Annotated in this window: 23 protein-coding genes, 1 tRNA gene and 2 pseudogenes; 13 read left to right on the top strand and 13 right to left on the bottom strand. The window is 68.4% G+C overall.

What is annotated here, in order from left to right; genetic code table 11:
• Window positions 1-113: 113 nt before the first annotated feature.
• The 6 genes and pseudogenes from map to Q0V34_RS13125 all read right to left on the bottom strand — a co-directional run bounded on the left by map (window position 114) and on the right by Q0V34_RS13125 (window position 3504).
• Window positions 114-941 (bottom strand): type I methionyl aminopeptidase, encoded by an 828-nt coding sequence (gene map, locus Q0V34_RS13150; protein WP_297512601.1) that lies wholly within the window; start codon window positions 939-941, stop codon window positions 114-116.
• Between the two features lie 135 nt (window positions 942-1076).
• Window positions 1077-1469, bottom strand: a complete 393-nt coding sequence (locus tag Q0V34_RS13145) for a hypothetical protein (protein WP_297512597.1) — start codon at window positions 1467-1469, stop codon at window positions 1077-1079.
• Window positions 1470-1528: 59 nt separating this feature from the next.
• Window positions 1529-1849 (bottom strand): annotated as a pseudogene (locus Q0V34_RS13140) (DNA/RNA nuclease SfsA); the annotation flags it as partial.
• A 55-nt stretch (window positions 1850-1904) separates the two neighbouring features.
• Entirely contained in the window at window positions 1905-2195 is a 291-nt protein-coding gene (locus Q0V34_RS13135) for a hypothetical protein (protein ID WP_297512595.1), read from the bottom strand.
• A gap of 8 nt (window positions 2196-2203) precedes the next feature.
• Complete coding sequence (gene sfsA / locus Q0V34_RS13130) at window positions 2204-2956, bottom strand: DNA/RNA nuclease SfsA (RefSeq protein WP_297512594.1); 753 nt, start codon at window positions 2954-2956, stop codon at window positions 2204-2206.
• Window positions 2957-2961: 5 nt separating this feature from the next.
• Entirely contained in the window at window positions 2962-3504 is a 543-nt protein-coding gene (locus tag Q0V34_RS13125) for a hypothetical protein (protein WP_297512593.1), read from the bottom strand.
• Window positions 3505-3603: 99 nt separating this feature from the next.
• On the opposite strand from Q0V34_RS13125, the gene Q0V34_RS13120 reads away from it, so the two are divergent.
• A complete protein-coding gene (locus Q0V34_RS13120) occupies window positions 3604-4368 on the top strand; it encodes a competence/damage-inducible protein A (protein WP_297512591.1) in 765 nt (254 codons plus the stop codon).
• Between the two features lie 6 nt (window positions 4369-4374).
• On the opposite strand, the gene Q0V34_RS13115 is transcribed toward Q0V34_RS13120, so the two are convergent.
• Together Q0V34_RS13115 and Q0V34_RS13110 are read right to left on the bottom strand one after the other, a co-directional pair.
• Complete coding sequence (locus Q0V34_RS13115; protein ID WP_297512589.1) at window positions 4375-4773, bottom strand: helix-turn-helix domain-containing protein; 399 nt, start codon at window positions 4771-4773, stop codon at window positions 4375-4377.
• A 283-nt stretch (window positions 4774-5056) separates the two neighbouring features.
• Window positions 5057-5141 (bottom strand) — tRNA-Leu (locus Q0V34_RS13110).
• A 163-nt stretch (window positions 5142-5304) separates the two neighbouring features.
• On the opposite strand from Q0V34_RS13110, the gene Q0V34_RS13105 reads away from it, so the two are divergent.
• The 6 genes from Q0V34_RS13105 (at window position 5305) to Q0V34_RS13080 (ending at window position 13680) form a co-directional block, all read left to right on the top strand.
• A complete protein-coding gene (locus tag Q0V34_RS13105; protein WP_297512587.1) occupies window positions 5305-5610 on the top strand; it encodes a hypothetical protein in 306 nt (101 codons plus the stop codon).
• A gap of 104 nt (window positions 5611-5714) precedes the next feature.
• Complete coding sequence (locus Q0V34_RS13100) at window positions 5715-6968, top strand: hypothetical protein (RefSeq protein ID WP_297512586.1); 1254 nt, start codon at window positions 5715-5717, stop codon at window positions 6966-6968.
• 247 nt (window positions 6969-7215) lie between these two features.
• A complete protein-coding gene (locus tag Q0V34_RS13095; RefSeq protein ID WP_297512584.1) occupies window positions 7216-9666 on the top strand; it encodes a prolyl oligopeptidase family serine peptidase in 2451 nt (816 codons plus the stop codon).
• A gap of 169 nt (window positions 9667-9835) precedes the next feature.
• Window positions 9836-11929: an ATP-binding protein gene (locus tag Q0V34_RS13090; RefSeq protein ID WP_297512582.1), complete on the top strand. Its 2094-nt coding sequence runs from the start codon at window positions 9836-9838 to the stop codon at window positions 11927-11929.
• Between the two features lie 93 nt (window positions 11930-12022).
• The gene (locus tag Q0V34_RS13085; RefSeq protein ID WP_297512580.1) at window positions 12023-13027 is read left to right on the top strand and encodes a methionine ABC transporter ATP-binding protein; all 1005 of its coding nucleotides are present in this window, start codon (window positions 12023-12025) and stop codon (window positions 13025-13027) included.
• On the top strand, window positions 13027-13680 hold the full coding sequence (locus Q0V34_RS13080) for a methionine ABC transporter permease (RefSeq protein ID WP_297512579.1): 654 nt from the start codon (window positions 13027-13029) through the stop codon (window positions 13678-13680). The genes Q0V34_RS13085 and Q0V34_RS13080 overlap by 1 nt, the downstream gene beginning before the upstream one ends.
• Here the strand turns inward: Q0V34_RS13080 and Q0V34_RS13075 are convergent.
• Window positions 13671-13865 carry a hypothetical protein gene (locus tag Q0V34_RS13075; RefSeq protein WP_297512577.1) on the bottom strand — a complete coding sequence of 65 codons (195 nt, stop codon included), beginning with the start codon at window positions 13863-13865 and terminating at the stop codon, window positions 13671-13673. The genes Q0V34_RS13080 and Q0V34_RS13075 overlap by 10 nt on opposite strands.
• A 108-nt stretch (window positions 13866-13973) precedes the next feature.
• Here Q0V34_RS13075 and Q0V34_RS13070 point away from each other — a divergent pair.
• The 3 genes and pseudogenes from Q0V34_RS13070 to Q0V34_RS13060 all read left to right on the top strand — a co-directional run.
• Window positions 13974-14121: pseudogene (locus Q0V34_RS13070) on the top strand (hypothetical protein); the annotation flags it as partial.
• Between the two features lie 76 nt (window positions 14122-14197).
• On the top strand, window positions 14198-15013 hold the full coding sequence (locus tag Q0V34_RS13065) for a MetQ/NlpA family ABC transporter substrate-binding protein (protein ID WP_297512575.1): 816 nt from the start codon (window positions 14198-14200) through the stop codon (window positions 15011-15013).
• Between the two features lie 57 nt (window positions 15014-15070).
• Window positions 15071-15781, top strand: coding sequence for a GntR family transcriptional regulator (locus Q0V34_RS13060; protein ID WP_297512573.1), 711 nt, complete (start codon window positions 15071-15073; stop codon window positions 15779-15781).
• Between the two features lie 203 nt (window positions 15782-15984).
• Here the strand turns inward: Q0V34_RS13060 and Q0V34_RS13055 are convergent, their stop codons facing one another.
• Window positions 15985-18387 (bottom strand): membrane-bound PQQ-dependent dehydrogenase, glucose/quinate/shikimate family, encoded by a 2403-nt coding sequence (locus tag Q0V34_RS13055; protein WP_297512571.1) that lies wholly within the window; start codon window positions 18385-18387, stop codon window positions 15985-15987.
• A gap of 227 nt (window positions 18388-18614) precedes the next feature.
• Here Q0V34_RS13055 and Q0V34_RS13050 point away from each other — a divergent pair, with 227 nt between their 5' ends.
• The gene (locus Q0V34_RS13050; protein WP_297512569.1) at window positions 18615-21017 is read left to right on the top strand and encodes a TonB-dependent siderophore receptor; all 2403 of its coding nucleotides are present in this window, start codon (window positions 18615-18617) and stop codon (window positions 21015-21017) included.
• 43 nt (window positions 21018-21060) lie between these two features.
• On the top strand, window positions 21061-22326 hold the full coding sequence (locus Q0V34_RS13045) for a CynX/NimT family MFS transporter (protein WP_297512567.1): 1266 nt from the start codon (window positions 21061-21063) through the stop codon (window positions 22324-22326).
• Between the two features lie 96 nt (window positions 22327-22422).
• Here the strand turns inward: Q0V34_RS13045 and Q0V34_RS13040 are convergent, their stop codons facing one another.
• Together Q0V34_RS13040 and Q0V34_RS13035 are read right to left on the bottom strand one after the other, a co-directional pair.
• Window positions 22423-23115, bottom strand: a complete 693-nt coding sequence (locus Q0V34_RS13040) for a TorF family putative porin (RefSeq protein WP_297512565.1) — start codon at window positions 23113-23115, stop codon at window positions 22423-22425.
• Window positions 23116-23372: 257 nt separating this feature from the next.
• Complete coding sequence (locus Q0V34_RS13035; protein ID WP_297512563.1) at window positions 23373-24173, bottom strand: SDR family NAD(P)-dependent oxidoreductase; 801 nt, start codon at window positions 24171-24173, stop codon at window positions 23373-23375.
• An 87-nt stretch (window positions 24174-24260) separates the two neighbouring features.
• On the opposite strand from Q0V34_RS13035, the gene queF reads away from it, so the two are divergent.
• Complete coding sequence (queF, locus tag Q0V34_RS13030; RefSeq protein ID WP_297512561.1) at window positions 24261-24716, top strand: preQ(1) synthase; 456 nt, start codon at window positions 24261-24263, stop codon at window positions 24714-24716.
• Window positions 24717-24824: 108 nt separating this feature from the next.
• Here the strand turns inward: queF and Q0V34_RS13025 are convergent, their stop codons facing one another.
• Window positions 24825-25115, bottom strand: a complete 291-nt coding sequence (locus Q0V34_RS13025) for a hypothetical protein (protein WP_297512559.1) — start codon at window positions 25113-25115, stop codon at window positions 24825-24827.
• Window positions 25116-25117: the final 2 nt, after the last annotated feature.

Genomic DNA, 25117 nt, shown 5'->3' with positions numbered 1-25117 from the left:
CCCGTTGGGGGAGCTGTCGGCGCAGCCGACTGAGGGGGCTTATACGGCCTATGCCGCGCTGCCCCCTCCGGCCTTTCAGGCCACCTCCCCCAGAGGGGGAGGATCTCGCCACCTCACCCCAGGATCGCCGGCTGGAACAGCCCGGCGGGGGAGGCGGTGAAGATCTCGTAGCCGTCCTCGGTCACGCCGATCGAGTGCTCGCACTGGGCCGACAGCGACTTGTCGCGGGTCACGGCGGTCCAGCCGTCGTTCAGCACCTTCACGGCCGGCTTGCCCAGGTTCACCATAGGCTCGACCGTGAAAAACATGCCCGGCTTCAGCACCGCGCCCTGGCCGGGGCGGCCGAAGTGCAGGATGTTCGGAGCGTCGTGGAACACGCGGCCCAGGCCGTGGCCGCAGAAGTCGCGCACCACGCTGCAGCGCTGGGCCTCGACATAGGACTGGATGGCGTGACCGATGTCGCCCAGGGTCGCGCCGGGCTTCACGGCTTCGAGGCCGCGCTTCATGCCCTCGTAGGTGATCTCGACCAGCCGGCGGGCGCGCGGGCCGACCTCGCCGACGCCGTACATCCGCGAGGTGTCGCCGTGCCAGCCGTCGACGATCACGGTGACGTCGATATTGGCGATGTCGCCCTCGCGCAGCGCCCAGTCGCCCGGGATGCCGTGGCAGACCACGTGGTTGCGCGAGATGCAGACGGTCTTGGGATAGCCGCGATAATAGAGGCAGGCGGGCAGGGCGCCGTGGTCGAGGATGAACTCGCGGGCGAGCCGGTCCAGCTCGTCGGACGACACGCCCGGCTTGACGTGCGGGACCAGCATGTCCAGGCACTCGGCCGCCAGCTTGCCGGCCTTGCGCATGCCCTCGAAGTCCTCGGCCTTGTGCAGCTTGATCTGACCCGTGCGGGTCTCGGCTTCGATCTCGAGGGTGTTGTCCAGGGTCATGCTCTACTCGGCGGTCGCCGCCGCGACGCGGCGATCATAAGGGGCGATGGGGCGTATCTCGCGATCCTAGCACGAATTTCAACCCTCGGCGCGATTAGAGCGCGGACAGATCGCCGCCGGGGGCGAGGACGGCCTTCAGCTCCCGGGCTGGATGCGTCGCACCACGCCGTCGCCGGGGCGCACTTCCTTGACGAAGGTCGCGTCCAACGTCGTGGGCCGATCGCGGCGCACGTGGCACACGCCCGTGTAGCGCGTGACCCGACCGGTCGGCTTCTCGGTGACGTCGGCGGTGAACTTGACGTCCCAATTGCCGGGCGCGCCCACCTGAACGGGGTCCATGGCGTTGGATTGGATGCCCACGACCTTCTTCAGGCCGAAACGCTCCTCCAGCTCGCCGGTGCAGGCCTTGAACGCGAACACGGCCCGCAGGCCGGTGACGAAGCCGCTTTCCGGCTTGCCGGGATCCTGCCGGCCGCAGCCGGCCAAGGCCAGCGCCAGCACGGCGAGCGCCAGAACGGTCCCCTTCATGCGATCCCCTCAGTTCGCGAACCGCGCAAAGGGGTAGCGGAAGCCTGCGGGATTGCAGCTTAAATCGCTGTTAGGTGAGCGGGGGTCCACGTCAGGCGCCGATCGATCCGCAGCGCCTGCGTCCCCATCGCGCAGGCATGGACCAGCACCTCCACCCCCGCCGCCGCGGCCGCGTCCAGGCCGTGCGCGAAGGCGGGGTCGAGGTCGGCGCAGGCCTGGAAGGTCTCGCAGTCCTCGCGCTGGACCACGAACAGCACCACCGCGCGATGGCCCTGCGCGACCTGGGCGGCGAGGTCGGCCAGGTGCCGGGTCGAGCGCTCGGCCTTGCAGTCGGGGAATTCGGCCAGGCCCGGCGTGCGCGAGAAGTGGCAGTTCTTGACGTTGCGATTGCCTTTTCGCCTAAGAACCCCAATTCAGCGTTCCCGGCTTTGCAGTCTATCGAGGTGCGGCTTCCAGCTTCAGAGCCCAATCCCTGAAATCATCTTCATCGTAGAGAAAAGGGCGATCACCGCCGTATGTGTCGGCTCCGGAGATCGAAACGAGCGTGTTCCAAGCTGGGATGTCGGTGACTGTGACCTTGGAGCCCGGTATTCGATCCTCCGCGAGCCATTGGCTGGCCCAAGCCGAGGCCTGACCTCGGTCGATCCGGCCGTCGACCAATTCGCCAAGTTTCGCGAGCACTTCGTCACGCGAGGGCTGGCCAACACTGTTTACGGTTGATTTCATGGCCCCGTCTATCGCCTCCAAGCGATTTTCCGACTGAGCTTTACAGCATCGGTCTTCATTTCGCAGGCATAGATCAGCACCTCGACACCTGCGTCCGCCGCCTGACCGAGGGCCTTTGCGAAGGCCGGGTCCAAGTCCGGACACGCGCTGAACTCATCGCAGTCCTCGCGCTGGACGACAAACAGCACCGCCGCTCGATCCCCTTGTGCGACCTGCGCCGCGAGGTCGCCGAGGTGGCGCGTCGACCGTTCGGCCTTGCAGTCGGGGAATTCGGCCAAGCCCTTAGTTCTTGAGAAGTGGCAGTTTTTCACTTCGAGCCAAAGGCGTTCGAGCACGTTGTAATTAGGTGGACAATTGTTGACCTCCAGCCAGCACGGCGGGCGGTCCGGATGGGTCAGCAGGAAGTCGACGCGGCTGGCTTCGGCGTACTTCACCTCCGGCTTGATCGTCGCATAGCCGGAGAGCTCGGGGATGCGGTCCGCCGCCAGGGCCTCGGCGACCAGCTTGTTCGGCAGCAGGGTGTTGATCCCGACCAGGCTGTTCCCGTGTTCGACCATCTGGAGGGTGTAGGCCAGCTTGCGCTTGGGATCGTCCGACCAGGACGCCCAGGCGCCGAGGCCCGGCGCCTTCAGGCCCAGCATGGCCCCCGGATTGGGGCAGTGGGCGGTGATCTCTTGGCCGTCGTCCAGTATCAGGTCCGCGAAGAACCGCTTGTAGCGACTGACCAGACGGCCGTGAACGAGCGGTTGCGGGAGCAGCATGCGACTTAGTCCTCCGCTGTCTCGTCCATCAGCATCGACCACATGTCCTCGAAAGCCTCGTTGTACGGGCTTGGGTCATCGACCTCCAAAGCGCGTCTGAGCGCTTCGGTCGCCGCGAGCGGGAAGCCTCTTTGCCCGCGCCAATGCGAATTGAACCCCTCCTGACCGTATTCGCTCCAGATCGCGTCTAGGCCAGCGAGCATCGCGCGCCCGAAATCTCGTGCATCGGCCTCGACGCCAAACGCCAGCTTGCCTTCCGCGTCCGGCGCGACGGGATGATGGAAATCGGGGAATTCCAGGATCGAAAGCAGGCCGGGGGCGTCCAACGGCTGTCGGGTGAGCACGAACCGGAGTTCGCCTGGTTCGAGCTCGAAGCTGGCTTCCGATCGAGATGCGCCTGTGACCCCGCAAAGCGCCATCCTAGCGAGATCACCGAAGGCGTCCGTGCAATAGCTCACGGAGGGGCTCTGATAGGTCTTGTCGCCGACGCGCAAACAGAACCTCGCCCAACCTAGGCCCGTGAATTCGAAGGAGATGGCTATGGTCATGGCGCTCCTCCATCGAAGTCGCCGCATTTGCTTACAGGAGGTCGTTGCCCTGGGCCAAGCGCGGGCTTAAGTGCGCATGAGCAAGGGAGAACCGCACCGATGACCACCAGCGAACGCGTCACCGCCGCCGTCATGATCATCGGCGACGAGATTCTCTCCGGCCGGACCCAGGACACCAATCTGGCGGCCATCGCCAAGTACCTGGGGACCTATGGCGTCGAGCTGCGCGAGGCGCGCGTGGTGCCCGATGTGGAGCAGGAGATCATCGACGCGGTCAACGCCCTGCGGACCAAGTACGACTATGTGATCACCACCGGCGGCATCGGCCCCACCCACGACGACATCACCGCCGACTCCATCGCCAAGGCGTTCGGCGTGACGGCGCCGGAGCATCCCGAGATCATGGCCATGCTGCGCGAGCGCTGGGGCGAGCCCAACGCCGCCCGCCGGCGCATGGCGCACGTGCCCGAAGGCGGCAGCCTGGTGAAGAACCCGGTCCAGGGCCCGCCCGGCTTTCAGAAGGAGAACGTCTTCGTGCTGGCCGGCGTGCCGGCGATCATGCGCGGCATGCTGGAGGACGTCGGCCCGCGCCTGCGCACCGGGGCGGTGGTGCTGTCCAAGACCGTCCGCGTGACCGGCACCGGCGAGGGCGTGATCGCCGCGCCGCTGGAGGCCGTGGCCAAGGCCCACCCGGAGATGTCGCTGGGCAGCTATCCGTTCTTCAGCCCGCCCGACGTCTACGGCGCGAACCTGGTGCTGCGCGGCCGCGACGCCGCCGAGCTGGACGCGGCGGTGGAGGAACTGGTCGCGGCGCTCACCGAGGCGGGCGCGCGAAACATCGAGCGCGTGGCCGATCCGGCCTAGGACGGGCTACTCCTCGCCCGCGATCGCCTTGGCCAGCTCCAAGAGGTGCTTGCGCATGCCGGTCGAGGGGATGGCGGCGTAGGCGCGGGCCAGGTCCGGCGCGCCGGGCGTGGACCAGAACTCCGCCATCTCGTTGGCCAGGTCGGCGGCGGTGCTGTCGGCGCCTTCCGGATCGTCCAGCCCCTCGAAGAAGAAGCCGATCGGGGTCTTCAGGAACATGGCGGTGGCGTGCAGCTTGCTGGCGCTGATCCGGTTGGACCCGCCCTCGTACTTCTGCACCTGCTGGAAGGTCAGGCCCAGCGCGTCGGCCAGGGCCTGCTGGGAATAGCCGAGATCCTTGCGCCGCATCCGCAACCGGCGGCCGACGTGGATGTCTACGGGGTCGGGGGTCTTGTCTTCAGCCATGGCACTCACAGCGCATACTTTGGGGAGGAAGAGAAGTCGTCGCGTGGCGATTGGCCCGCGCGGCGGCGCTCACAGGCCCGCGGTCCGGGCCCGCGCGGCGCCGAACCTTCGGCGACCGCGCCAGGAAGCTCTGACCGAACCGGAGATGGGACACGATGGTCTCCTCGCGCTGGAGCCTCTGCGATCCTGCCGAGAGTCGAGGCGCGGAGATACGTCTATCACCCGACGTTCGACTTATTCCCCCGAGACGCGAAAACGGCGGTTCCGATCTTGCCGGAGGCGCTGGTAGGGACGGTGGGACTCGAACCCACACGGATTGCTCCAACGGATTTTAAGTCCGGCGCGTCTACCGATTCCGCCACGTCCCCGTGACCTAGACCCCTTAAGCCATCGCTCCGTCCGGGTCGAGGCGGGCCAGCGCTTTCCGACGATGCAATTTCAGGTTCGGTTCCGTGCGTGGACGCATCGTAACTTGACCTTGCGCCCCCGGCTTCCTCCTATGGCGCGCCTTTCGGTAAACCAGAGGATGTCATGCGTCTCTTCGTGTCCGTCGCCGCGTTTGGTCTGATCGTGGCGGGCGGCGCCCTCGCCCAGACCGCCGTCGCCCAGACGACGGTCGCCCAGGCCCCTGTCGACCAGACCGCCGCCCCGCCGGCCGCCAGCGCCGGCAAGGCCGCCAAGCCCAAGGACGGCGTGATCTGCCGCAAGGAGATGGTCACCGGCAGCCAGTTTCCGGTGAAGATCTGCACCACCCCCGAGGACCGTCAGGCCCAGCGCCGCATGGCCCAGCGCGCTCAGGAGACGATGCAGGCGCCGACGCCGGTCATCCCGAACTGAGACGCGGCGCCCGAGCCCCGCGCCAGCGTCCTCGCTCCGGCGTTCGCGGCGCCGAGACCTTGGCGTCGTCTTGGCTATAGTGCGTCTCAGGCGGAACGAGGGCGATGAAGGTGCCAGACAAGGTATCGCGGCGGTGCGTCATCCTCGCCGCCGGCGCGGCCACGGTGTCCAGCGGGGCGGCGAGCCAGGGCCTGCTGTCGCCCACGAAGGTCGCCTTCGCGCCAAGAAGGGGGGACGGCAGGCCGTCGAACGCCAACTTGGCGCTGATGGTGACCAATACGATCGGACCCAATAGCCCTCTGCCCGATGGCGAGGGGACCCTTCCCTCGAACAACTGGTACGCTCAGGGCCGACTTAATCCGACCGCGCCGACGAGCTTCAACCAGCTCGTGGCCTGGCTCCAAGCCTTTCGAGCCAAGGATGCGCCGCTGGATCCCGACGTGCTCGTGTGTTTTCGGAACCTCAGCGGCTACATGCTCTCGAAATCCACGGGGCTCTGGACGCGTTTCCACTTCTCCGCGCGTCCGTGGCTCGGCTTTCATTATCCGGTGGGGGTGCGCGGCGCCGAGTACCCCTTGACCCACTGGTCGAGCGGCTCCCAGCCGTTCGTGACGCAGCTGGAGCCTGGCCGGTTCATCCACTTGTTTCAGCCCGGCGGTTTCTACGAGGTGACGCAGAGTGATATCGCCGGCCTGATCGTCTCGTTCGAGGCCTGGGTCGCGCCAAAGCCGGGCGTCGCCATCGTCAGGCCCGTGGAGAACACGATCCTCGCCGGAACGGGCCTCGACTACTACAAGGACGGAAGATATCAGGGCGACGCCTGGGTGGGTCAGCTTGTGCCGCTGACCACGAAGCCCAAGAAGATTTACGGCACGACGCTGACCCTCGAACAACTCAAGGCCAACCGCCCTCCGCCCGAGCTGGCGCAGCTTCGGCCGGTCGTCGCCCGCCCGGTGATTGACGATCTTGGGGACGAGCTGGTCCTCGATCGCTTCATGGAAGACCCCGCCCGATGGACGAGGAGCGGGACGGGGCCAGCCGCGTGGAAGATCGTGGGCGGCCAGGGCGTCAAGTCCGGCGCGGTCGGCTCGAAGGGCGCCCTGGCGTCCGGATTCAGCCCTCAAGGCGACAATCGGAAGTATCGCTTCACCGTCGGGGTCAAGGCGCTTTCCGGTGGCAAGCTGGACGTCTACGCCGGCACGACGAGCGGCCTCGGCAACGCCCGGAGCATCAGCGGCGCCGGTCCATTTGTCATGGACTTCATCGGCAAGACCGGACTGAACGAGATCCTCTATTTCGCGGGCGACAACGTCGCCGTTAAGGTCGGTTACTCGTCGGTCCGCGAGATCCGGACCTAATCCCCTCGCGCCTCCGCTTCAGAGCGGACCGACCGCCATCCGGCCGGACCGGCGTGATTTCGCGGGTGACACGATGTTGCGATGGGGAAATCAAATTGCGCCCGTTTCGTCGAAAGATGGTGCGCCATATCGGGCTTTAGCGGTCAATTGCGACTAAAATTGGTTTCCTTTCGCCGCGTCCCGGCATAACCATGCCTTTCGTTAACGCGCCGGGTGAAAGGCGCGGATCCAGTGAGGGGCCCAAGCAATGTTCCAGACTTCCTTCCGGCGGCGCGCGTTGGCGCTGGCCGCCTCCGTGGCGTTGGCGGCGTTTTCCGGCGCCGCCCTGGCGGCCGACGGCTACCAGACCCCGCCCGCCCCGATCGCCCAGATCCTCGACGCGCCCCAGACGCCCACCGTCAGCGTCGGCCCCGACCACAAGGTGCTGGCCCAGTTCGGCCGCGAGAACCTGCCCTCGATCGCCGCCGTCTCCGAGCCGATCCTGCGGCTGGCCGGCTACCGCATCAATCCCCGCGCCAACGGCCCGATCGAGGCCCGCGCCAACTGGATGAACAGCCTGGCGTTCGAGGACGTCGCCACGGGCAAGGTCCGCCCGGTCGCCCTGCCGGCCGGCGCGCGGTTCTTCGCCCCGACCTGGTCGCCGGACGGCTCGAAGGTGGCCTTCGTGATGGACGCCAAGACCGGCCTCGAGCTGTGGGTCGCCGACGTCAAGACCGCCGCGGCCCGCAAGGTCACGGAGCCGGTCGTCAACGCCGTGTTCGGGGCCGGCTATGACTGGCTGCCGGACGGCTCGGGCCTGATCGTCCAGACCATCATCGCCGGCCGCGGCGCCCCGCCGGTCGCGAGCGCCGTGCCGACCGGCCCGACCATCCAGGAGTCCAAGGGCCGAAGCGCCGCGATCCGCACCTATCAGGACCTGCTGGCCAACGCCCACGACGAGGCGCTGTTCGACTACTATTTCGCCTCGCAGCTGACCCACGTGTCGCTGGACGGCAAGACCAGCCCGGTCGGCAAGCCGGGGATCATCTCGAACGTGTCGGTCTCGCCGGACGGCAAGTACCTGCTGATCAACCGCCTGAAGCGGCCCTACAGCTATCTGGTGCCGGCCAACCTGTTCCCGACCGAGGTCGTCGTCGCCACGGTCGACGGCCAGCCGGTCAAGACCATCATCGACAGGCCGCTGGTCGACAACCTGCCGCCGGCCAATGACGCCGAGACCACGGGGCCGCGCAGCATCAGCTGGCGCGCCGACGCGCCCGCCACCCTGGTCTGGGCCGAGGCCCAGGACGGCGGCGACCCGCGCAAGAAGGTGGCCGTGCACGACAGCGTGTTCCTGTCGGCCGCGCCCTTCGACGCGCCGCCAACCAAGCTGGTCGACCTGGATCAGCGCTATCGCGGCATCGCCTGGGGCCGGTCCGACTTCGCCGTGGTCAACAGCCGCTGGTGGCAGACCCGGATGGAAAAGCGCATCGCCGTCGATCCGTCCAAGCCCGGCGCGGGCCGCGTGATGCTGGAGCGCAACTATCAGGACAAGTACAACGATCCTGGCCAGGTGATCGGCCGCCGCAACGCCCAAGGGCAGGAGGTCATGCACTTCACGCCCGACGGCAAGGCGGTGTTCGTGCGCGGCGACGGCGCCTCGGCCAAGGGCGAGTTCCCGTTCATCGGCCGCATGTCGCTGGCCGACGGCAAGGTCACCAAGCTGTGGGAGTCGGCCGCGCCCTATTACGAGGCTCCGATCGCCCTGGCCGACGACGCCGGCAAGACCGTGATCACCCGCCGCGAAAGCGCCAAGGACGCGCCCAACTACTTCATCCACGCCACGGCCAAGGGGGCCAAGGCCCGCGCCCTGACCAACTTCCCCGACCGGGCGCCGCAGTTCGCCGGCGTGACCAAGCAGACCATCACCTACAAGCGCGCCGACGGCGTGACCCTGTCGGGCGTGCTCTATCTGCCGGCCGGCTACGACAAGGCCAAGGACGGGCCGCTGCCGCTTCTGATGTGGGCCTATCCGGCCGAGTTCACCGACGCCGCGGTGGCCAGCCAGACGGTGGACGAGGGCAACCGCTTCACCCGCCCGGCCGGGATCAGCCACCTGTTCCTGCTGACCCAGGGCTATGCGATCCTCGACAACCCGTCGTTCCCGATCATCGGCCGCGACGGCGCCGAGCCGAACGACACCTATGTCGAGCAGCTGGTCGCCAACGCCCAGGCCGCGGTCGACGCGGTGGTGGCGCTGGGCGTGGCCGACCGGGATCGGATCGCCGTGGGTGGGCACAGCTACGGCGCGTTCATGACCGCCAACCTCTTGGCCCACACGCGCCTGTTCCGGGCCGGCATCGCCCGCTCGGGCGCCTATAACCGCACCTTGACGCCGTTCGGCTTCCAGTCCGAGCAGCGCACCTACTGGCAGGCGACCGACACCTATACGAAGATGAGCCCGTTCACTTACGCGCCGAACGTCAAGGATCCGATCCTGCTGATCCACGGCGAGGCGGACGACAACCAGGGCACCTTCCCGATCCAGAGCGAGCGCTTCTACGCCGCGCTGAAGGGCGCGGGGGCCACGGTGCGCTATGTCACCCTGCCCAACGAGCCGCACGGCTACCGCGCGCTGGAGTCGACCAAGCACACCCTCTGGGAAATGGCCCAGTGGATGGACAAGTACGTGAAGAACGCGCCGCCGCGCGCCAAGTAGACCCCGCGCGGGTCCCGTCCCGTCGCGGATCAGCCGGCGCCCCGAGGCTCGCAAGAGCCTCGGGGCTTGTCTGCTTCCATATGTCGCGGATGCTCGGCGTCTTGATAACCGCGCGTCCACGGGTGCGGTGCTAGGTCGGATCGGGCGACTTTGGAGAGACGCGCCGGTCATGAGTCGGACATCCGCTCACCGCGCCTTTCGGCGAACGATGAACCTGATCGCGGGCGGCGAGTCGCTGGCGATGGCGCTGGAGGCCATTGTTCAGGCGGTCGAGGCCGAGGACCCCGCCATCCTGTGCAGCATCCTGCTGCTCGACGCCGAGCGCTGCCGCCTGACGCTGGGCGCCGCGCCCAGCCTGCCGGATTTCTACAACGCCGAGATCGAGGGGATCGAGATCGGCCCCGCCGTCGGATCTTGCGGCACGGCGGCCTATTTCGGGCGTCGCGTGATCGTCGAGGACATCCAGTCCGATCCGCTGTGGTCGGACTTCAAGGGGTTGGCCGCTAAGGCGGAACTGGCGGCGTGCTGGTCGCAGCCGATCATGGCGCCGGACGGGACGGTGGTCGGCACCTTCGCGATCTACCACCGAGAGGTCAGCAGACCCGACGAGGAGGACATCGCCTTCATCGAGGCGGCCGCCGAGCTGGTGGCCCTGGCGATCGATCGCCGACGCGCCGAGGCGGAGCTGGCGGCCAGCGAGGCGCGGGCGCGCCTGTCGGCCCAGCAAGCCCTGGATACGGCGCAGAACCTGTCGAGCTTCTTCGACGTGTCGGCCGACCTGATGTGCATCCGCGACATGGACGGACGCTTCGTGAAGGTGAACAAGGCCTGGGAGGCCGTGCTGGGCTATCCGGTCGAGGCGTTGCAGGGCGCGCCGCTGCTGTCGCTGCTGCATCCCGACGACGTCGCGGCCACGCGCGTGAACATGAACCGGGCCGAGAGCGACGGCGACGTCAACGGCTTCGTCAATCGCTATCGCCGCGCGGACGGGTCCTATCGCCGGCTGGAATGGCGCGCCCGCCGACGCGGCGAGCTGGTGTTCGGCGTGGCCCGGGACGTCACCGAGCGTTGCCGCATCGAGGCGGAAATGGCCGAGGCGCGCGACGCGGCCGAGGCCGCCAACCGGGCCAAGAACGACTTCCTGGCCAATATGAGCCACGAGCTCCGCACCCCGTTGAACGGCGTCATCGGCATCGCCGCCGCGCTCTGCCAGACCCCTTTGACCCCGCAGCAGGCCGAGATGGTCGCCCTGATCCGACGCTCCGGCGAGACGCTGGATCGGCTGGTTTCCGATATCCTCGACGTCGCCAAGATCGAGGCGGGCCAGATGACGATCCAGCCCCAGGCCTTCGCCCTGGACGCGATGCTGGACAGCCTGCTCGACGTGGCGCGGCTGCGGGCCGAGGAGAAGAACGTCGACATCCGCGTCGAACGCCGCCCGGCGGCGCGCGGCGCCTTCGTCGGCGACAGCGTGCGGATCGGACAGGTGCTGAACAACCTCTTGTCCAACGCCGTGAAGTTCACCGACCAGGGCGAGGTGATCGTCAGGATCCAGGTCGACGATCCCGACGACGACCAGGCCTCGCGCCTCTGCGTGGAGGTCGAGGACACCGGCGTGGGCTTCGACGCCGACAAGGCGGAGACCATCTTCCACCGCTTCAGCCAGGCCGACGGCACCATCACCCGCCGGTTCGGCGGCTCTGGCCTTGGTCTGTCGATCAGCCGCACCCTGGTCGAGATGATGGGCGGCGAGATCACCGCCTGGTCCAAGCCGGGCGTCGGCAGCCGCTTCCGGGTGGTCCTGCCGCTGGAGCGGACGGGAGCCGAGGTCGCCTCGGACCCGACCGATTCCGTGATGGGCGATGTGCGGGTCCAGGGGCTGCGGGTGCTGCTGGCGGAAGATCATCCGATCAACCAGCGCGTGGTGCAGTTGATCCTCGAGCCGTGCGGCGCGGCGGTGACCGTGGTCGAGAACGGCGCTCAGGCGGTCGAGGCCCTGTCGACCGCGGCCTACGACGTGGTGCTGATGGACATGCAGATGCCGGTCATGGACGGCCTGGCCGCGACGCGGGCCGTCCGCGCCAACGAGCCGTCCGGCCGGCGTACGCCGATCATCATGCTCAGCGCCAACGCCATGGCCCACCACCGCCAGGAGGCCTTGGCGGCCGGGGCGGACCTGCATGTGGCCAAGCCGATCACGGCGGCCGCCTTGCTCGATGGCATCGGCCAGGTGACGGGACCGGACCTGCGCCGCGCGGGCTGACGACGCGGGTTTCCCTTCACCTTTGGCGGCCGAGCGCCTAAATCGGGCGGCCTGTGGCCCTGGGCCGCGAGACCCCCGTTTGGACTTGGCCGCGTGATCACCTTCCAGGACGTTTCGAAGACCTATGGCCAGGGCGGCCATGTCGCCTTGCGCGAGGTGTCTCTGTCGGTGGAGGCCGGCGAGGTGTTCGGGGTGATCGGCGCCTCGGGCGCGGGCAAGTCGACCCTGATCCGGCTGATCAACGGCCTGGAGACGCCGACCGGCGGCCGGGTGATCGTCGATGGCGACGACGTGGCGGCCCTGGGCGTCGAGGGGCTGCGGGCGCTGCGCCGCCGGGTCGGCATGATCTTCCAGCACTTCAACCTGTTGTCGGGCAAGACGGTCGCCCAGAACGTGGCCTTCCCGCTGAAGCTGGCCGGGCGGCCGCCCGGCGAGGTCAAGGCGCGCACGGCCGAGCTCTTGGAGCGGGTCGGCCTGACGGCTCACGCCGGCAAGTATCCGGCTCAGCTGTCCGGCGGCCAGAAGCAGCGGGTCGGCATCGCCCGGGCGCTGGCGACGGGTCCCAAGATCCTGTTGTGCGACGAGGCGACCAGCGCGCTCGACCCCGAGACCACCGAGCAGATCCTGGACCTGATCTCGGGCCTCAATCGCGAGCTGGGCCTGACGATCGTGCTGATCACCCACGAGATGGACGTGGTCCGCCGGGTCTGCGACCGGGTCGCGGTGCTGGAGGCCGGTCGCGTGGTCGAGGCGGGGGCGGTCGAGGACGTCTTCCTGCATCCGGCCAGCGACACCGCCCGACGGTTCGTGCGCGAGGGCGAAGGGGAGATTGGGGGCGAGGTCTCGGCCGCGCCGGGCGTCGGCGGGCGGCTGGTGCGGCTGACCTTCCAGGGCGAGGCGACCTACAAGCCGGTGCTGGGCGAGGTGGCCCGCGCCACCGGCGTCGATTATTCGATCCTGGGCGGCCGCATCCACCGCCTGCGCGAGACGCCCTATGGCCAGCTGACCCTGGCCCTCACCGGCGGCGATGTCGCCGCGGCGATCGCCCGGTTCCAGGACGCCGGCGTCCGGGTGGACGACCTGTCGGAGACCGCGTGATGGACAATATCGATTGGAGCGAGATCGGCCAGGCCACGCTGGACACCCTGGCCATGCTGGGCGGCTCGATGGTCCTGACCGTCGCGCTGGGCCTGCCGCTGGGGGTGATCCTGTTCCTGACCGGCAAGGGCCAGATGCTGCAGAACCGGCTGGCCAACGGCGTCTTGTCGCTGCTGGTCAATGTGCTGCGCTCGGTGCCGTTCGTCATTCTGCTGATCGTGATGATCCCGCTGACCGTGGCCCTGGTCGGCACCTCGCTGGGCGTGGCCGGCGCGATCCCGCCGCTGGTGATGGGCGCCGCGCCGTTCTTCGCCCGGCTGGTCGAGACCGCCCTGCGCGAGGTGGACAAGGGCGTGATCGAGGCCAGCTTCGCCATGGGCGCCAAGCGGCGGCAGGTGGTGCTGGGCGCGATGCTGCCCGAGGCCCTGCCTGGCCTAGTCGCCGCCGCGACGGTGACGGCCGTGGCCCTGGTCTCCTACACCGCCATGGCCGGCGTGGTGGGGGCGGGTGGTCTCGGGGACCTCGCGATCCGCTTCGGCTATCAGCGCTTCCAGACCGACGTGATGGTCGTCACCGTGGTGCTGCTGCTGGTCTTGGTGCAGGCGTTGCAGATGGTCGGGGACGCGGTGGTGCGGAAGGTGTCTCACAAATGACCGACGAAACCGAAGTCCCGCACTGGGACGCCGACTTCGCCAAGACCCTGCTGGGCAAGACCCTGCTGACGAACCTGACCTTCCTCGACGACGACGGCGAGGTCTCCGAGCGCCAGCAGTTCTTCGGCGTGGTCATCGACGCCACCGAGGACGAGGGGATCGTGCTGGACCTCTTGGGCGAGCATGACGGCGACACCTACACGCTGCCGCCCCAGACCTCTGCGATCAAGGCCGCCGAGCCGGGGGTGACAACGCTTTCGGGCGAGACGCCGGACTTCGTGGTCAGCTGGATCATCCACGGCGATCCCGATACGCCCGAAGCGGCGAACGACGACGAGGCTTGAGGCGCCGTCCTCGCCCTTCGACAGGCTCAGGGTGAGGACGACTGCTGGCGCGGCTTGCACGAAACCTCACCCTGAGCCTGTCGAAGGGCGAGGTTTCCGCCGCCGCCCTCTCAGGAAATCTGATTTCCCGATCGACCCGTATCCCGGCAAAAGCCTACCTATCCGATCGTTTTATGGAGCCGTTCATGGTCGCCCGCCGCGCCTTCGTCGCCCTGAGCCTCGCCGCCCTGGCGCTCGCCGCCTGCGGACCAAAGGAACCGAAGGCCAGCGCGCCGAACACCCTGACCGTGGCCGCCACCGCCGTGCCGCACGCCGAGGTGCTGGAGTTCATCAAGCCGAAGCTGGCGGCCGAGGGCCTGAACCTCGAGATCAAGGTGTTCAACGACTACGTCCAGCCCAACACCCAGGTCGCCGAGAAGCGGATCGACGTGAACTATTTCCAGACCCTGCCCTATCTGCGGGACTTCAACCGCGACAAGGGCACGAACCTGGTCACGATCGTCGGCGTCCACGTCGAGCCGATCGGCGCCTATTCGGGCAAGTGGAAGACGATCGCCGAGGCGCCGAACGGCGCCACGGTGGCCATTCCCAACGACGCCAGCACCGAGGCCCGCGCCCTGCTGCTGCTGGCCAAGAACGGTCTGGTCGGCCTGAAGACCACCAGCGATCTGGCCACGCTGAAGGACATCACCAGCAATCCCAAGAACCTGAAGTTCAAGGAACTGGAGGCGCCGGCCCTGCCGCGGATTCTGAACCAGGTCGATCTGGCGGTGATCAATACCAACTACGCCCTCGACGCCAAGCTGAACCCGTCCAAGGACGCCCTGATCATCGAGGACAAGACCAGTCCCTATGTGAACTATCTGGTCGGCCGCCCGGACAACAAGGACGACCCGCGCGTCAAGAAACTGGCCGCCGCCCTGACCACGCCCGAGGTCAAGGCGTTCATGGAGCGGAAGTACGCTGGCGCGGTGGTGCCGGCGTTCTAGCTGGCGCCGGCTGACATTTCAGCTTACCTCTCAGCGCGTATCGCATACGGACCCCTCATGGCCTCGCCATCGCTGAACTCGCTGCCCGCGCGCCGACTGGTGCTGGACGTCGCCAATTCCTCGGGGCTGGAGGACTGGGCGCCGGAGCTGCAGAAGACCAAGGTCTATGAGCGCATTCTTCTGGACCTGATCCTGGGCGAGCTGCCGGCTGGCGCGCGGCTGGACGAGCAGTCGCTGGCCGCGCACTACGAGACGGGCCTGGCGGGCGTGCGCGACGCGCTGGGGCGTCTGGCGCTGGAGGGGCTGATCATCCGCCGAGCGCGGTCGGGCACCCTGGTCGCGCCGCTCGATCTGGTCGAGCTGCGCCAGGGCTACGAGGCGCGGGTGCTGATCGAGCCGCACTGCGCGGGCCTGGCGGCCAAGAACGCCTCCAAGGCCGAGGCCCAGGCGCTGTACGACGTCTTCGCCGATGGGGACGAGGCGGCCCGGACCTGCGACCTGCCGGCCCTGGTGGCCATGGACCTGCGCTTCCACGCCCTGGTGGCGCGGGCTTCGGGCAACCTCGCCCTGGCCCGGATCCTGATCCCGCTGCAGCACAAGGCCGCCCGCTTTTGGGTGTTCTCGTTCGACACCGCCACCGAGCAGGAGCTGCTGGACGAGATCGAGGAACACCGCGAGGTCGCCCGCGTCATCGCCAGCCGCGACGTCGAGGGGTCTCGCAACGCGATGCTGCGGATCCTCAATGTGCAGCCCGAGGCGCGGAGCTGAGGGGAGCCGCCTGCGGTCGCTCTTCCAATCCTGCCTTCCTGGGCCTCGTGCCCAGGACCCATCGTTCAGCCGCCGCTGCGTGCCCGGCATTGTCGCGGTGTCTCCGCCACGAACACTTAGCCACCGCACTTTCGTCCGGCATGGATCCTGGGCATGAGGCCCAGGAAGGCAGTGGTTGGTGTGCGAAGCTTCGACCCCGCCCCCTAACGCGGCAGCGCGTAAGCCACCAGCGCGTCGCCGATCGGCGTCTCCATGAAGTGGTGGCCGCCGGCCATGATCACCAGGTACTGACGCCCGCCGACCTCGTAGGTCATCGGGGTGGCCTGGCCGCCGGCCGGCAGCACGTCGCTCCACAGCGTCTTGCCGGTCTTCAGGTCGATCGCGCGGATCAGGTTGTCCGTGGTGGCGGCGATGAAGATCACCCCGCCCGCCGTGACCACCGCCCCGCCGTTGTTGGGCGTGCCGATCTCGAGCGGCAGGTGCGAGGGGATGCCGAACGGGCCGTTGGTGCGGGCCGAGCCCAGCGGGCGGTCCCACAGGGTCTTGCCGGTGCGCAGGTCGATGGCGCGCAGGCCGCCGTACGGGGGCTGCTTGCACAGCAGGCCCGTGCCCGGCATCCGCCAGCCGGCGTTGACGTCGATGGCGTAGGGCGCGCCCCACTGCGGGTCGCCGGCGCCTTCCGCGCCCTTCTTCAGGCTGCCGCCGCGTTCGGAGCCGCGCGGCGCCCAGCCCTTCTTGTCGGCCTCGGCCCGGGGGACGAGGCGGTTGTAGTTGGGCATGTCGTTGTAGTTGGCGACGATCACGCCGCGCGTCGGGTCGATGGCGATGCCGCCCCAGTCCGAGCCGCCGTTGTAGCCGGGATATTCGACATAGTGGCCCTTGGTCTCGGGCGGGGTGTAGAAGCCCTTGTAGGTCGCGCGGCGGAACTGGATGCGGCACAGCATCTGGTCGATCGGCGACATGCCCCACATGGTCTTCTCGGTCAGGTCGGCCTTGCGCAGGGTGTGGAACAGCGAGAACGGCTGGGTCGGCGACCGCTGCTGGGGCTCGACGCCGCCCTGCGGCACGGGCTTTTCGACCACGCCCGTCAGCGGCGCGCCGGTGCGGCGGTCCAGCACATAGAGGTCGCCCTGCTTGCCGGGCAAGACGAGGGCCGGGATCGGACCCGCCGCGCTGGGGTATTCGATCAGGGTCGCCTGCGAGCCGAGGTCGTAGTCCCAGACGTCCTTGTGCACGGCCTGGAACGACCAGGCCTTCTTGCCGGTCGTGACGTCCAGCGCCACCAGCGAGGTCGAGTGGGCGTTCTCGAGCGGCGAGCGCGACGAGCTCCAATAGTCGACGGCGCTGTTGCCCAGCGGCAGGTAGACGAGGCCCAGCGCTTCGTCGCCGCTGGCCGTGGTCCACATGTTGGGCGTGCCGCGCGTATAGGTCTGGCCGGGCGGGGGCGGGCCGGTCAGGTCGGGGCGGGTCATGTCCCAGGCCCAGCGCAACTGGCCGGTGACGGCGTCATAGCCCTGGATCACGCCCGACGGCGCGTCGCGCCGCTGGCCGTCCAGCACCTGGTGGCCGGTGACGATGACGCCCCGCACGATGGTCGGGGCCGAGGTGATCGAGAACATGCCGGCCGCCGACGGTCCGACGCCCTGATTGGTGTCGACCTGGCCGCCGAAGCCGAAGCCCGCGCAGGGCTGGCCGGTGTTGGCGTCGACCGCGATCAGCCGCGCGTCCAGCGTGCCCTCGATGATCCGCGTCGCGCAGGCCTGGCCGGGCGCGGCGTTCGGGACGGCGTAGTAGGACACCCCCCGGCAGGCGGCGGTGTAGGGGATGTGGGCGTCGGCGACCTTCGGGTCGAAGCGCCAGCGCGTCGCGCCGGTCGCCGCGTCCAGCGCCATCATGATGTTCTTCGGGGTGCAGAGGTACAGGGTCGAGCCGACCTTCAGCGGCGTGGTCTCGGCGCCGTACTGTTTGCGCGCCTCGGCCGTGGCCGGCATGTCGCCGGTGTGGATCAGCCAGGCGCGCTTCAGCTTGCCGACATTGTCAGGGGTGATCTGCGCCAGGGTCGAGTAGCGCTGGGCGCCGTAGGTCCCGCCATAGGCGGTCCAGTCGGCCGTCGCCGCCTCGGCGGGGTTCAGCGCGAGTTGGGCGCCGTCGGGGGCGGCGGACTTGATGCCGCTGGCGAGGGTCACGGCGATCAGGCCCACGACCAGCAGCGCGACCGAGCCGCCGAAGGTCGCCAGCGCGGCGCGTCGCTCGCGGCGCTCGGGCGTCAGCAGCGGCGCGCAGGCCAGGGCCAGCCACAGCAGAACGAACGGACCGACCAGCCTGGGGACGAGGGCCCAGCCATTGAGGCCGGACTCCCAAAGCGCCCAGAACACGGTGGCCGCGAAGATCGCGGCATAAAGCCACACGCCCGTCATCCGGCGCGCGACCAGGAGTCCGCCGCTGATGACGAGGCCGACGCCGGCCAGGACGTAGTAGGCAGACCCCCCCAGCATCACGAGCCAGGCGCCGCCGACGCCGAGGACAAGACCGATCACGACGAGCACGGCGCCCAGAAGCCGGGCGGGCCAGGCGCTGGGCGTGGCGGCGGATTGCGAAAGCGGCATCAGGGTCCCTCCGGCGCGCGACCGCGCTAGGGGCTCAATGCGCGAGCCGCGAAAAAGGCCCACCGACGCCTCATCGCCCACAAAGTCGTGATCGCGACATTCGCGCCACAGGTACTCAAAATGCGCACTAAAATGTCAGAAGGCATTTTGACGAAGATCAAGGCCACACCAGATATCGGCGCGTGACCGCGGGCTATTCCGCTCCGCGGCTGAAGATGGCGCCGTCGATGCCGTTCAAACTCGCTCTTCTTTCCGCCAGCGCCCTGGCCTTCGTGACCGTTTCCAGCGTTTCAGCCCATGCCGAGGATCAGGTGGCCGACCAGGTGGACACCGTGATCGTCCTGGCCCGCGACAAGGCCGGTCTTATCGAGAAACAGCCCAGCAACAGCGTGTTCGGGATCGCCAAGCCGCTGATCGAGACCCCGCGCTCGGCCAGCCTGGTCAGCGATCTCACCCTGGAGCGCTACGGCGTCCTGACCCTGGACGGCGCGACCAAGGTCGCGCCGGGGACGCACACGGCCAGCTTCTATGGCGTGCCCGGCTCGCTGAACATTCGCGGCACCCTGGCCGAGAACTACTTCCGGGGCTTCAAGCGGATCGAGAACCGCGGGACCTATTCGACCCCGATCGGCGGGGCGGCCCGGATCGAGATCCTGCGCGGGCCGCCGACGCCGGTCTATGGCGCGGGTAAGGTCGGCGGGCTGGTCAACTTCATCCCGAAGTCCGCCCGCGACGAGGGCCGCTTCCTGGCCGGACCCGAGGGCGAGGTCACCGCCACCTTCGGCAGCTACAACAAGAAGCTCGTCACCGGCCAGGTCGGGGCGCCTGTCCGCCTGGGCCCGGTCGAAGGCGGGTTCTACGTCTATGGCGAGGCCGAGGACAGCCACAGCTTCTACAAGGGTATCTATCCGCGTCACCAGACGCTGGAAGTTTCGTCGGACCTGGATCTCGGCGACGGCTGGAGCACGGCCTTCGGCGGCATGGCCTTTCATTCGGACGGCGACGTGCAGACGCCGGGTTGGAACCGCCTGACCCAGACCCTGATCGACCAAGGGATCTATACGACCGGCCGCGACACGAGCCTGGTCGACGCCGACCGCAACGGCAAGCTGACCCCCAACGAGGTCGGCTTCTACCCCTATGCCAGCGCGCTCTACATTCCCTATTACGGTTTCCCGGCCACCGACGCGGCCCACACCCTGGACGTCGGGGTGGGCACGACCAAGCTCGACCGGCGGACCGTCTATATCAGCCCGGCCGACTTCTCGAAGACCAACACCCAGACCCTCTATTTCGATCTCGCCAAGGACCTGGGCGGCGATCGGTCGATCAAGCTGCAGCTGTTCCACGACCGGCTCCATAACCGCCGGTTCGTCTCTTACGGCTATCCGGCGACGACCGACTCCAAGGTCAGCGAGGCGCGGGTGACCTACGCCTTCCCGACCCATCTCGGCGCCGTCAGCGCCCGCACCCTGGTCGGCGGCGCGCATCGCTGGTTCGACGGCCGGCGGCGGGAGAGCTTCAACAGCGGCCTGATCGCCCTGGATCGCCGCGACATCAGCTTCGGCGCGACGCCGACCGACATCATCGACAGTCCGTTCGACGACGAGCCCGGCGGCATCGGGCTGAAGTGGGAGAACGACAACCGCTCGACCTGGAAGCAGACGGGCGTGTTCGTCACCTCCGACATCGATGTCGGGCGCTGGAACCTGGTGCTGGGCGGGCGCTGGGACCGCTATTCGGTCCAGAGCCAGGACACCGGCTTCCTCAGCTATGTCGTGGCCGGCCGCCAGACCGCCGGGCGCGACAAGGCCACCTGGAACGCCAGCCTGACCTACAAGCTGCCGATCGGCCTGATGCCCTATGTCAGCTACGCCAAGGCCGCGGCGCTGGAGATGAGCCAGGCCGGCGACGTCGCCCCGAACCTGGTGGCCGACGGCTCGTGGCTTTCGAGCTCGGACCTGACCGAGGCCGGGGTGAAGTTCCAGCTGCTGCGCGGGACCCTGGTTGGGTCGCTGGCGGCCTACGACCAGAACCGCACCCAGATCGCCGGCGCGCTCGCCCCGCCGGTGGTGCAGGGCACGCGCGCCAAGGGCGTCGAGCTGGAGGTCCGCTGGCTGGCCTCCGAGCGCCTGTCCTTCACCTTCGCCGGCAACAGCCAACGCACGACGATCAAGGGGCCGGACACGTCGTTCCAGTACATCCCGGCCTATGCGGCGGGCGTCCCGGGCGCTCGGGGCTACGGCGGCTCCTATGTCGTCTGGAGCTTCGCCAGCCTGCCGGGGCGGAGCGGCGACTATGCCTACACCCTGATCCCGAAATCGGTGGTCAGCCTCTATGGAACCTACACCAGCAAGGGCTATGACTGGGGCCAGGCCGGCGCGACCCTGGGCGTCAGCCATGTCAGTCAAACCTCGGGCACGGTGCAGGGCGCGGTTCGCTATCCGGCCTATAGCCTGGTCAATGCGTCGGCGTTCGTCAGCCGAGGGCCTTACACGCTGTCGATCAATGTCGATAACCTGTTCGACACGGTCTATTTCACGCCAGACGCCGACACCTACGCCAATCTCGGCGTGCTGCCGGGCAGGGGGCGCGAGTGGCGCGCGACCTTGAAGCGGACGTTCCGATGATCGACCAATGCATCCTCCCCCGTGGCCCGGGGGAGGAGACCCGATGACCCAAGATCGCTTCCGCCCCTGGCTGCTGCTGGCGGCGTTCAGCCTGCTGCTGTTCCTGATCACCGCCTCGACCTACGGCTCGCTGGGGGTCGTGCTGCCGGCGATGATCGGCGACCTGAAATGGAGCTTCACCGAGGCCTTCGCCGGGTTCGCGGTGCTGGGCGTGTTCACCGGGGCGTCGTCCTGGCTGCCGGCCTTGCTGATCCGGCGGATCGGCGTGCGCGGGACCTTGGTGTCGGGCGGAGCGGTTCTGGCCGCCGGCTTCCTGGGCATGGCCAACGCCGAGAGCCTGTTCAGCTACTACGCGGGCGCCGCGGCGTGCGGGGTCGGGTTCCAGATGGCGGCGCTGATCCCCGGCACGCACGTGCTGTCGTCGCTGTTCCGCCAGCGCGCCCTGCCGTTCGGCCTCTATTTCACCTTCGGGTCGCTGGGCGGCGCGGCGGGGCCGTGGATGGCCCTGACGCTGATGGGCGCCAGCCACGATGACTGGCGGCTCTACTGGATCGTCCAGGCGGCGCTGGCGGCGGCCGTGGGCTTGCTGTGCGCCTTGATGGTGGGCGGCTCGCGGTGGCTGGCGGCGGCCGCGCACGAGGTCGATCTGGAGGTCGAGGAGGCCGCGCGCGCGGCGCCCGCCAACGCGCGTGTCTACCGCACCGCCCGCGAGTGGACGGTGGCCGAGGCGCTGCGGACGCCGCAGTTCTACATTCTGGTCGCCGCCTATTTCAGCCATCTGCTGGTGGGCGTGACCGTGGCCAGCGTGTCGGTCAGCCACCTGACCGAGCTGGGCGTCGCCGCGGGCGTCTCCGCCGTCACGGCCGGCGCCCTGGCGGCCAAGATGCTGAGCCTGGAGTCTCTGATGCAGACCCTGGCGCGGCTGGGCGGCGGGGCGCTGGGCGACCGGGTCGATCCGCGCTGGCTGCTGGCCTTCGCGCAGGGGATGCTGGTCGTGGGCCTGCTGGCGCTGGGCCGAGCGACGACGCCGCCGCTGATGGTGCTCTACGCGATCGGCACGGGCGTCGGCTTCGGCCTGACGGTCCTGGCCGTGACGGTGCTGTTGCTGAACTATTACGGCCGCCGGTCGAACCTGGAGCTCTTTTCCCTGACCTGTCTGGTCGGCGCGGTCTCGGCGGGCGGGCCGTTCGTCGCCGGGGCCATGCGCGATCGGCTGGGAAGCTTCTCGCCGACCTTCCAGCTGTTCGCGGCGGTGGCGGCGGTGGTGTTCGTGGCCGTCCTGGCGATGCGGCCGCCTAAGGCCCCTTAGCTTGAGATGACGCCATCCGCGCCGGCGTGGAACCGGCATGAAAAAAGCCGCCCCGGCGAACCGGAGCGGCTTCGTTCTTCGGATTGACCGTCGGGCTTAGAACGCGGCCTTCAGCGTCAGGGCCACGCGGCGGTCGTAGATCGAGCCGAAGCTGTGCTCGTCGGTGTCGTAGTAGCGCAGGTCGGCCGACAGCTTGCTGGTCAGGGCGTAGCCCACGCCGACGTTCCAGGTGGTGTAGTCGCCGGCCTTCTGGATCGACTGGTGACCGACCGCGCCGCTGAGGCTCATCTTCGGGGAGACCGGCACGGACAGGTTGGCCTCGACATAGGTCGCGTCGCCGGTCTTGCCCGGGAACTGCGGCGAGTAATACACCGCCACGCCGGCCGTGGCCGGACCGATGGCGCGCGAGGCGGCGGCCTTCAGTTCGACATAGCTGTAGGCGCCCGGCGTCAGGCCCTTGTCCTTGGAATAGCTGTAATAGATCACGCCGAGGTCGAGGTTGGTGTCGCCGACGACCGGCTTCACGCCCGCGTAGAAGTCGACCTCGGTGCTCGGGTTCTTGCTGCCGAAGTCGACGTTCGAGGCCCACACGCCGGCATAGCCAAGGCCGTAGGTGGCGTCGATGCCGCCTTGGACGGCCGGATCTTCTTGGGTCTGGCTGACACCGCGGAACACATAGTCGCTGGTGACGCCGATGTTGTACGCCAGCTTCAACTCGTCGGCCATCGCTGCGCCCGACAGGGCAACCGTGGCGGCGGCCGCGGCCAGCGCGATCTTCATGGCTTTCATTGGATCTATCCCCTTTGTTTTCGTCGTCCCCCAGGTTGGTTCCCGAGCTCCGACGGCGTCTGCAACCGCATTTGCGTCCCCGCTCGAATTAGTCGGGGCGCCGACGCTAGTTGCAACCGGCCGCGCGGCGACGCTAGTCACAAGGGCGCCCGACGCCCAAAGTTTGGGCGCAGTGTGACGATTTTGCTGCGGAATCGCTGCTATTCGGCCACAAGGTAAAAATCGGACGCTTCGCCTTTGTCCGTGACTTGAACGCCTCAGCGCATCGACAGACTCGCTCCGCCCAGATGCAGACCGGCGTCGACCAGCAGGGTTTCGCCCGTGACGTGGCGCGCGGCGGGCGAGGCGAAGAACACGGCGGCGCCGGCGATGTCCTCGGCGCTGGAGGCGACCTTCAAAGGCGTGGCGTTCGCGGCGCCGGATCGCAGACGCTCCATCGAGTCGGCGGGCATGTCCTTGAACCAGGGCGTGTCGATGAAGCCGGGGCAGACGGCGTTGACGCGGATGCGCGGCGCCAGCGCTCGCGCCAAGGACAGGGTCATGGTGGTCATCGCCCCCTTCGAGGCGGCATAAGGCACCGACGAGCCGATGCCCTGCACGGCGGCGATCGAGCTGGTGTTGACCACCGCGCCCGGCGCGGGGGCCGCTTCCAGCAGCGAGCGGGCGGCGCGGGTCATCTGGAAGGCTCCGACGACGTTGACCGAATAGAGCCGCAGGAAGTCCTCGGCGTTGACCGCGTCCAGGTCGGCGTGGTTCGGCGCGAACTTGGTGATCCCGGCGTTGTTGAACAGGGCGTCGATCCGGCCGCTCGCCTCGGCGGCCGCCGCGATCTTCCGGCAGTCGGCGTCGAGCGCGACGTCGCCTCGCACCAAGGCCGCCTTGGCGCCCTGGGCCTCGACCAGGCGGGCGGTTTCTTCGGCCTCCTCGCCGCTGCGGGCGAAGTTGACGACCACTAGGGCCGCGCCGCGTCGCGCCGTCTCGACCGCGATCGCCCGGCCCAGGCCCGTGGAGGCGCCCGTCACCACCACCGTGAAGCCCTCGAAGTCCCGTCCCGACATGCCGCTCTCCCTCAAACAGTTGTTCGTGACGTTGTAGCGAGGGGCGCGCGCCTTGTCTCGTCGGGCGCGGAGGCCTAAATCGCGCCGATGACCGATCTGAACGTCACCCAGCTGGGCCGCGTCGTCGACGCGCCCGACAGCCCCGAAGCCGCCGTCCTCGAGCGCGTGCCCAACCCGCAGAGCGACGTGTTGTATCTGGCCCGCTTCGTCGCGCCGGAATTCACCTCGCTATGCCCGGTCACCGGCCAGCCGGACTTCGCCCATCTGGTGATCGACTACGCGCCGGGCGACTGGCTGATCGAAAGCAAGTCGCTGAAGCTCTATCTGACCAGCTTCCGCAATCACGGATCGTTCCACGAGGACTGCACGGTCAAGGTGGCGCGCAAGATCGTCGAGATCGCGCAGCCGCGCTGGCTGCGCATCGGCGGCTACTGGTATCCGCGTGGGGGCATTCCGATCGACGTGTTCTGGCAGACGGGCCCGGCGCCGGAAGGCCTGTGGGTTCCCGACCAGGGCGTTCAGCCCTATCGCGGTCGCGGCTAGAGCGTGCTAGCCGAAAGTGTGAGCGGTTTCGGTGGCTAGCACGCTCTAAATATCAGAAAGCGAGCCTGTTTATCTGTTTCGAATGGGTCCATTCGAAACAGACAGGCTCTAAAGCTTCGACAGACGCCGGCGGTTGGCCCTGACCTTGCGGCGCAGATGCGCCACCGAACCCGAGGCGATCGCCGCGTGCGTGGCGCCCAGCTGGCCGGTCATGGCCAGCATCGGCAGGGTCATGCCGGCGGCGAGCTTCTCGCCGACCATCAGCTGAGCCTCGGCCTGGGCCGCCGCGCCGCCGGCGGCCAGCTTCATCAGGCGCAGGCCGATCACCGACGAGGCCTCCAGCCCCAGCGACCAGGTGTCGAAGGCCAGGCTGGCCCAGGGGTCCTTGCGTCGGCTCATGT

The organism is uncultured Caulobacter sp., assembly GCF_947036865.1.
In the GTDB taxonomy this organism is placed as follows: Bacteria; Pseudomonadota; Alphaproteobacteria; order Caulobacterales; family Caulobacteraceae; genus Caulobacter.
This window is presented reverse-complemented; position numbering and strand designations above follow the sequence as displayed.

Bases quoted from the DNA above. Each gene is read 5' to 3' on its own strand.
- map (WP_297512601.1), bottom strand. From the start codon at position 941: ATGACCCTGGACAACACCCTCGAGATCGAAGCCGAGACCCGCACGGGT.
- Q0V34_RS13145 (WP_297512597.1), bottom strand. From the start codon at position 1,469: ATGAAGGGGACCGTTCTGGCGCTCGCCGTGCTGGCGCTGGCCTTGGCC.
- Q0V34_RS13135 (WP_297512595.1), bottom strand. From the start codon at position 2,195: ATGAAATCAACCGTAAACAGTGTTGGCCAGCCCTCGCGTGACGAAGTG.
- sfsA (WP_297512594.1), bottom strand. From the start codon at position 2,956: ATGCTGCTCCCGCAACCGCTCGTTCACGGCCGTCTGGTCAGTCGCTAC.
- Q0V34_RS13125 (WP_297512593.1), bottom strand. From the start codon at position 3,504: ATGACCATAGCCATCTCCTTCGAATTCACGGGCCTAGGTTGGGCGAGG.
- Q0V34_RS13120 (WP_297512591.1), top strand. From the start codon at position 3,604: ATGACCACCAGCGAACGCGTCACCGCCGCCGTCATGATCATCGGCGAC.
- Q0V34_RS13115 (WP_297512589.1), bottom strand. From the start codon at position 4,773: ATGGCTGAAGACAAGACCCCCGACCCCGTAGACATCCACGTCGGCCGC.
- Q0V34_RS13105 (WP_297512587.1), top strand. From the start codon at position 5,305: ATGCGTCTCTTCGTGTCCGTCGCCGCGTTTGGTCTGATCGTGGCGGGC.
- Q0V34_RS13100 (WP_297512586.1), top strand. From the start codon at position 5,715: ATGAAGGTGCCAGACAAGGTATCGCGGCGGTGCGTCATCCTCGCCGCC.
- Q0V34_RS13095 (WP_297512584.1), top strand. From the start codon at position 7,216: ATGTTCCAGACTTCCTTCCGGCGGCGCGCGTTGGCGCTGGCCGCCTCC.
- Q0V34_RS13090 (WP_297512582.1), top strand. From the start codon at position 9,836: ATGAGTCGGACATCCGCTCACCGCGCCTTTCGGCGAACGATGAACCTG.
- Q0V34_RS13080 (WP_297512579.1), top strand. From the start codon at position 13,027: ATGGACAATATCGATTGGAGCGAGATCGGCCAGGCCACGCTGGACACC.
- Q0V34_RS13075 (WP_297512577.1), bottom strand. From the start codon at position 13,865: ATGCTCGCCCAAGAGGTCCAGCACGATCCCCTCGTCCTCGGTGGCGTC.
- Q0V34_RS13065 (WP_297512575.1), top strand. From the start codon at position 14,198: ATGGAGCCGTTCATGGTCGCCCGCCGCGCCTTCGTCGCCCTGAGCCTC.
- Q0V34_RS13060 (WP_297512573.1), top strand. From the start codon at position 15,071: ATGGCCTCGCCATCGCTGAACTCGCTGCCCGCGCGCCGACTGGTGCTG.
- Q0V34_RS13055 (WP_297512571.1), bottom strand. From the start codon at position 18,387: ATGCCGCTTTCGCAATCCGCCGCCACGCCCAGCGCCTGGCCCGCCCGG.
- Q0V34_RS13050 (WP_297512569.1), top strand. From the start codon at position 18,615: ATGCCGTTCAAACTCGCTCTTCTTTCCGCCAGCGCCCTGGCCTTCGTG.
- Q0V34_RS13045 (WP_297512567.1), top strand. From the start codon at position 21,061: ATGACCCAAGATCGCTTCCGCCCCTGGCTGCTGCTGGCGGCGTTCAGC.
- Q0V34_RS13040 (WP_297512565.1), bottom strand. From the start codon at position 23,115: ATGAAAGCCATGAAGATCGCGCTGGCCGCGGCCGCCGCCACGGTTGCC.
- Q0V34_RS13035 (WP_297512563.1), bottom strand. From the start codon at position 24,173: ATGTCGGGACGGGACTTCGAGGGCTTCACGGTGGTGGTGACGGGCGCC.
- queF (WP_297512561.1), top strand. From the start codon at position 24,261: ATGACCGATCTGAACGTCACCCAGCTGGGCCGCGTCGTCGACGCGCCC.
- Q0V34_RS13025 (WP_297512559.1), bottom strand. From the start codon at position 25,115: ATGAGCCGACGCAAGGACCCCTGGGCCAGCCTGGCCTTCGACACCTGG.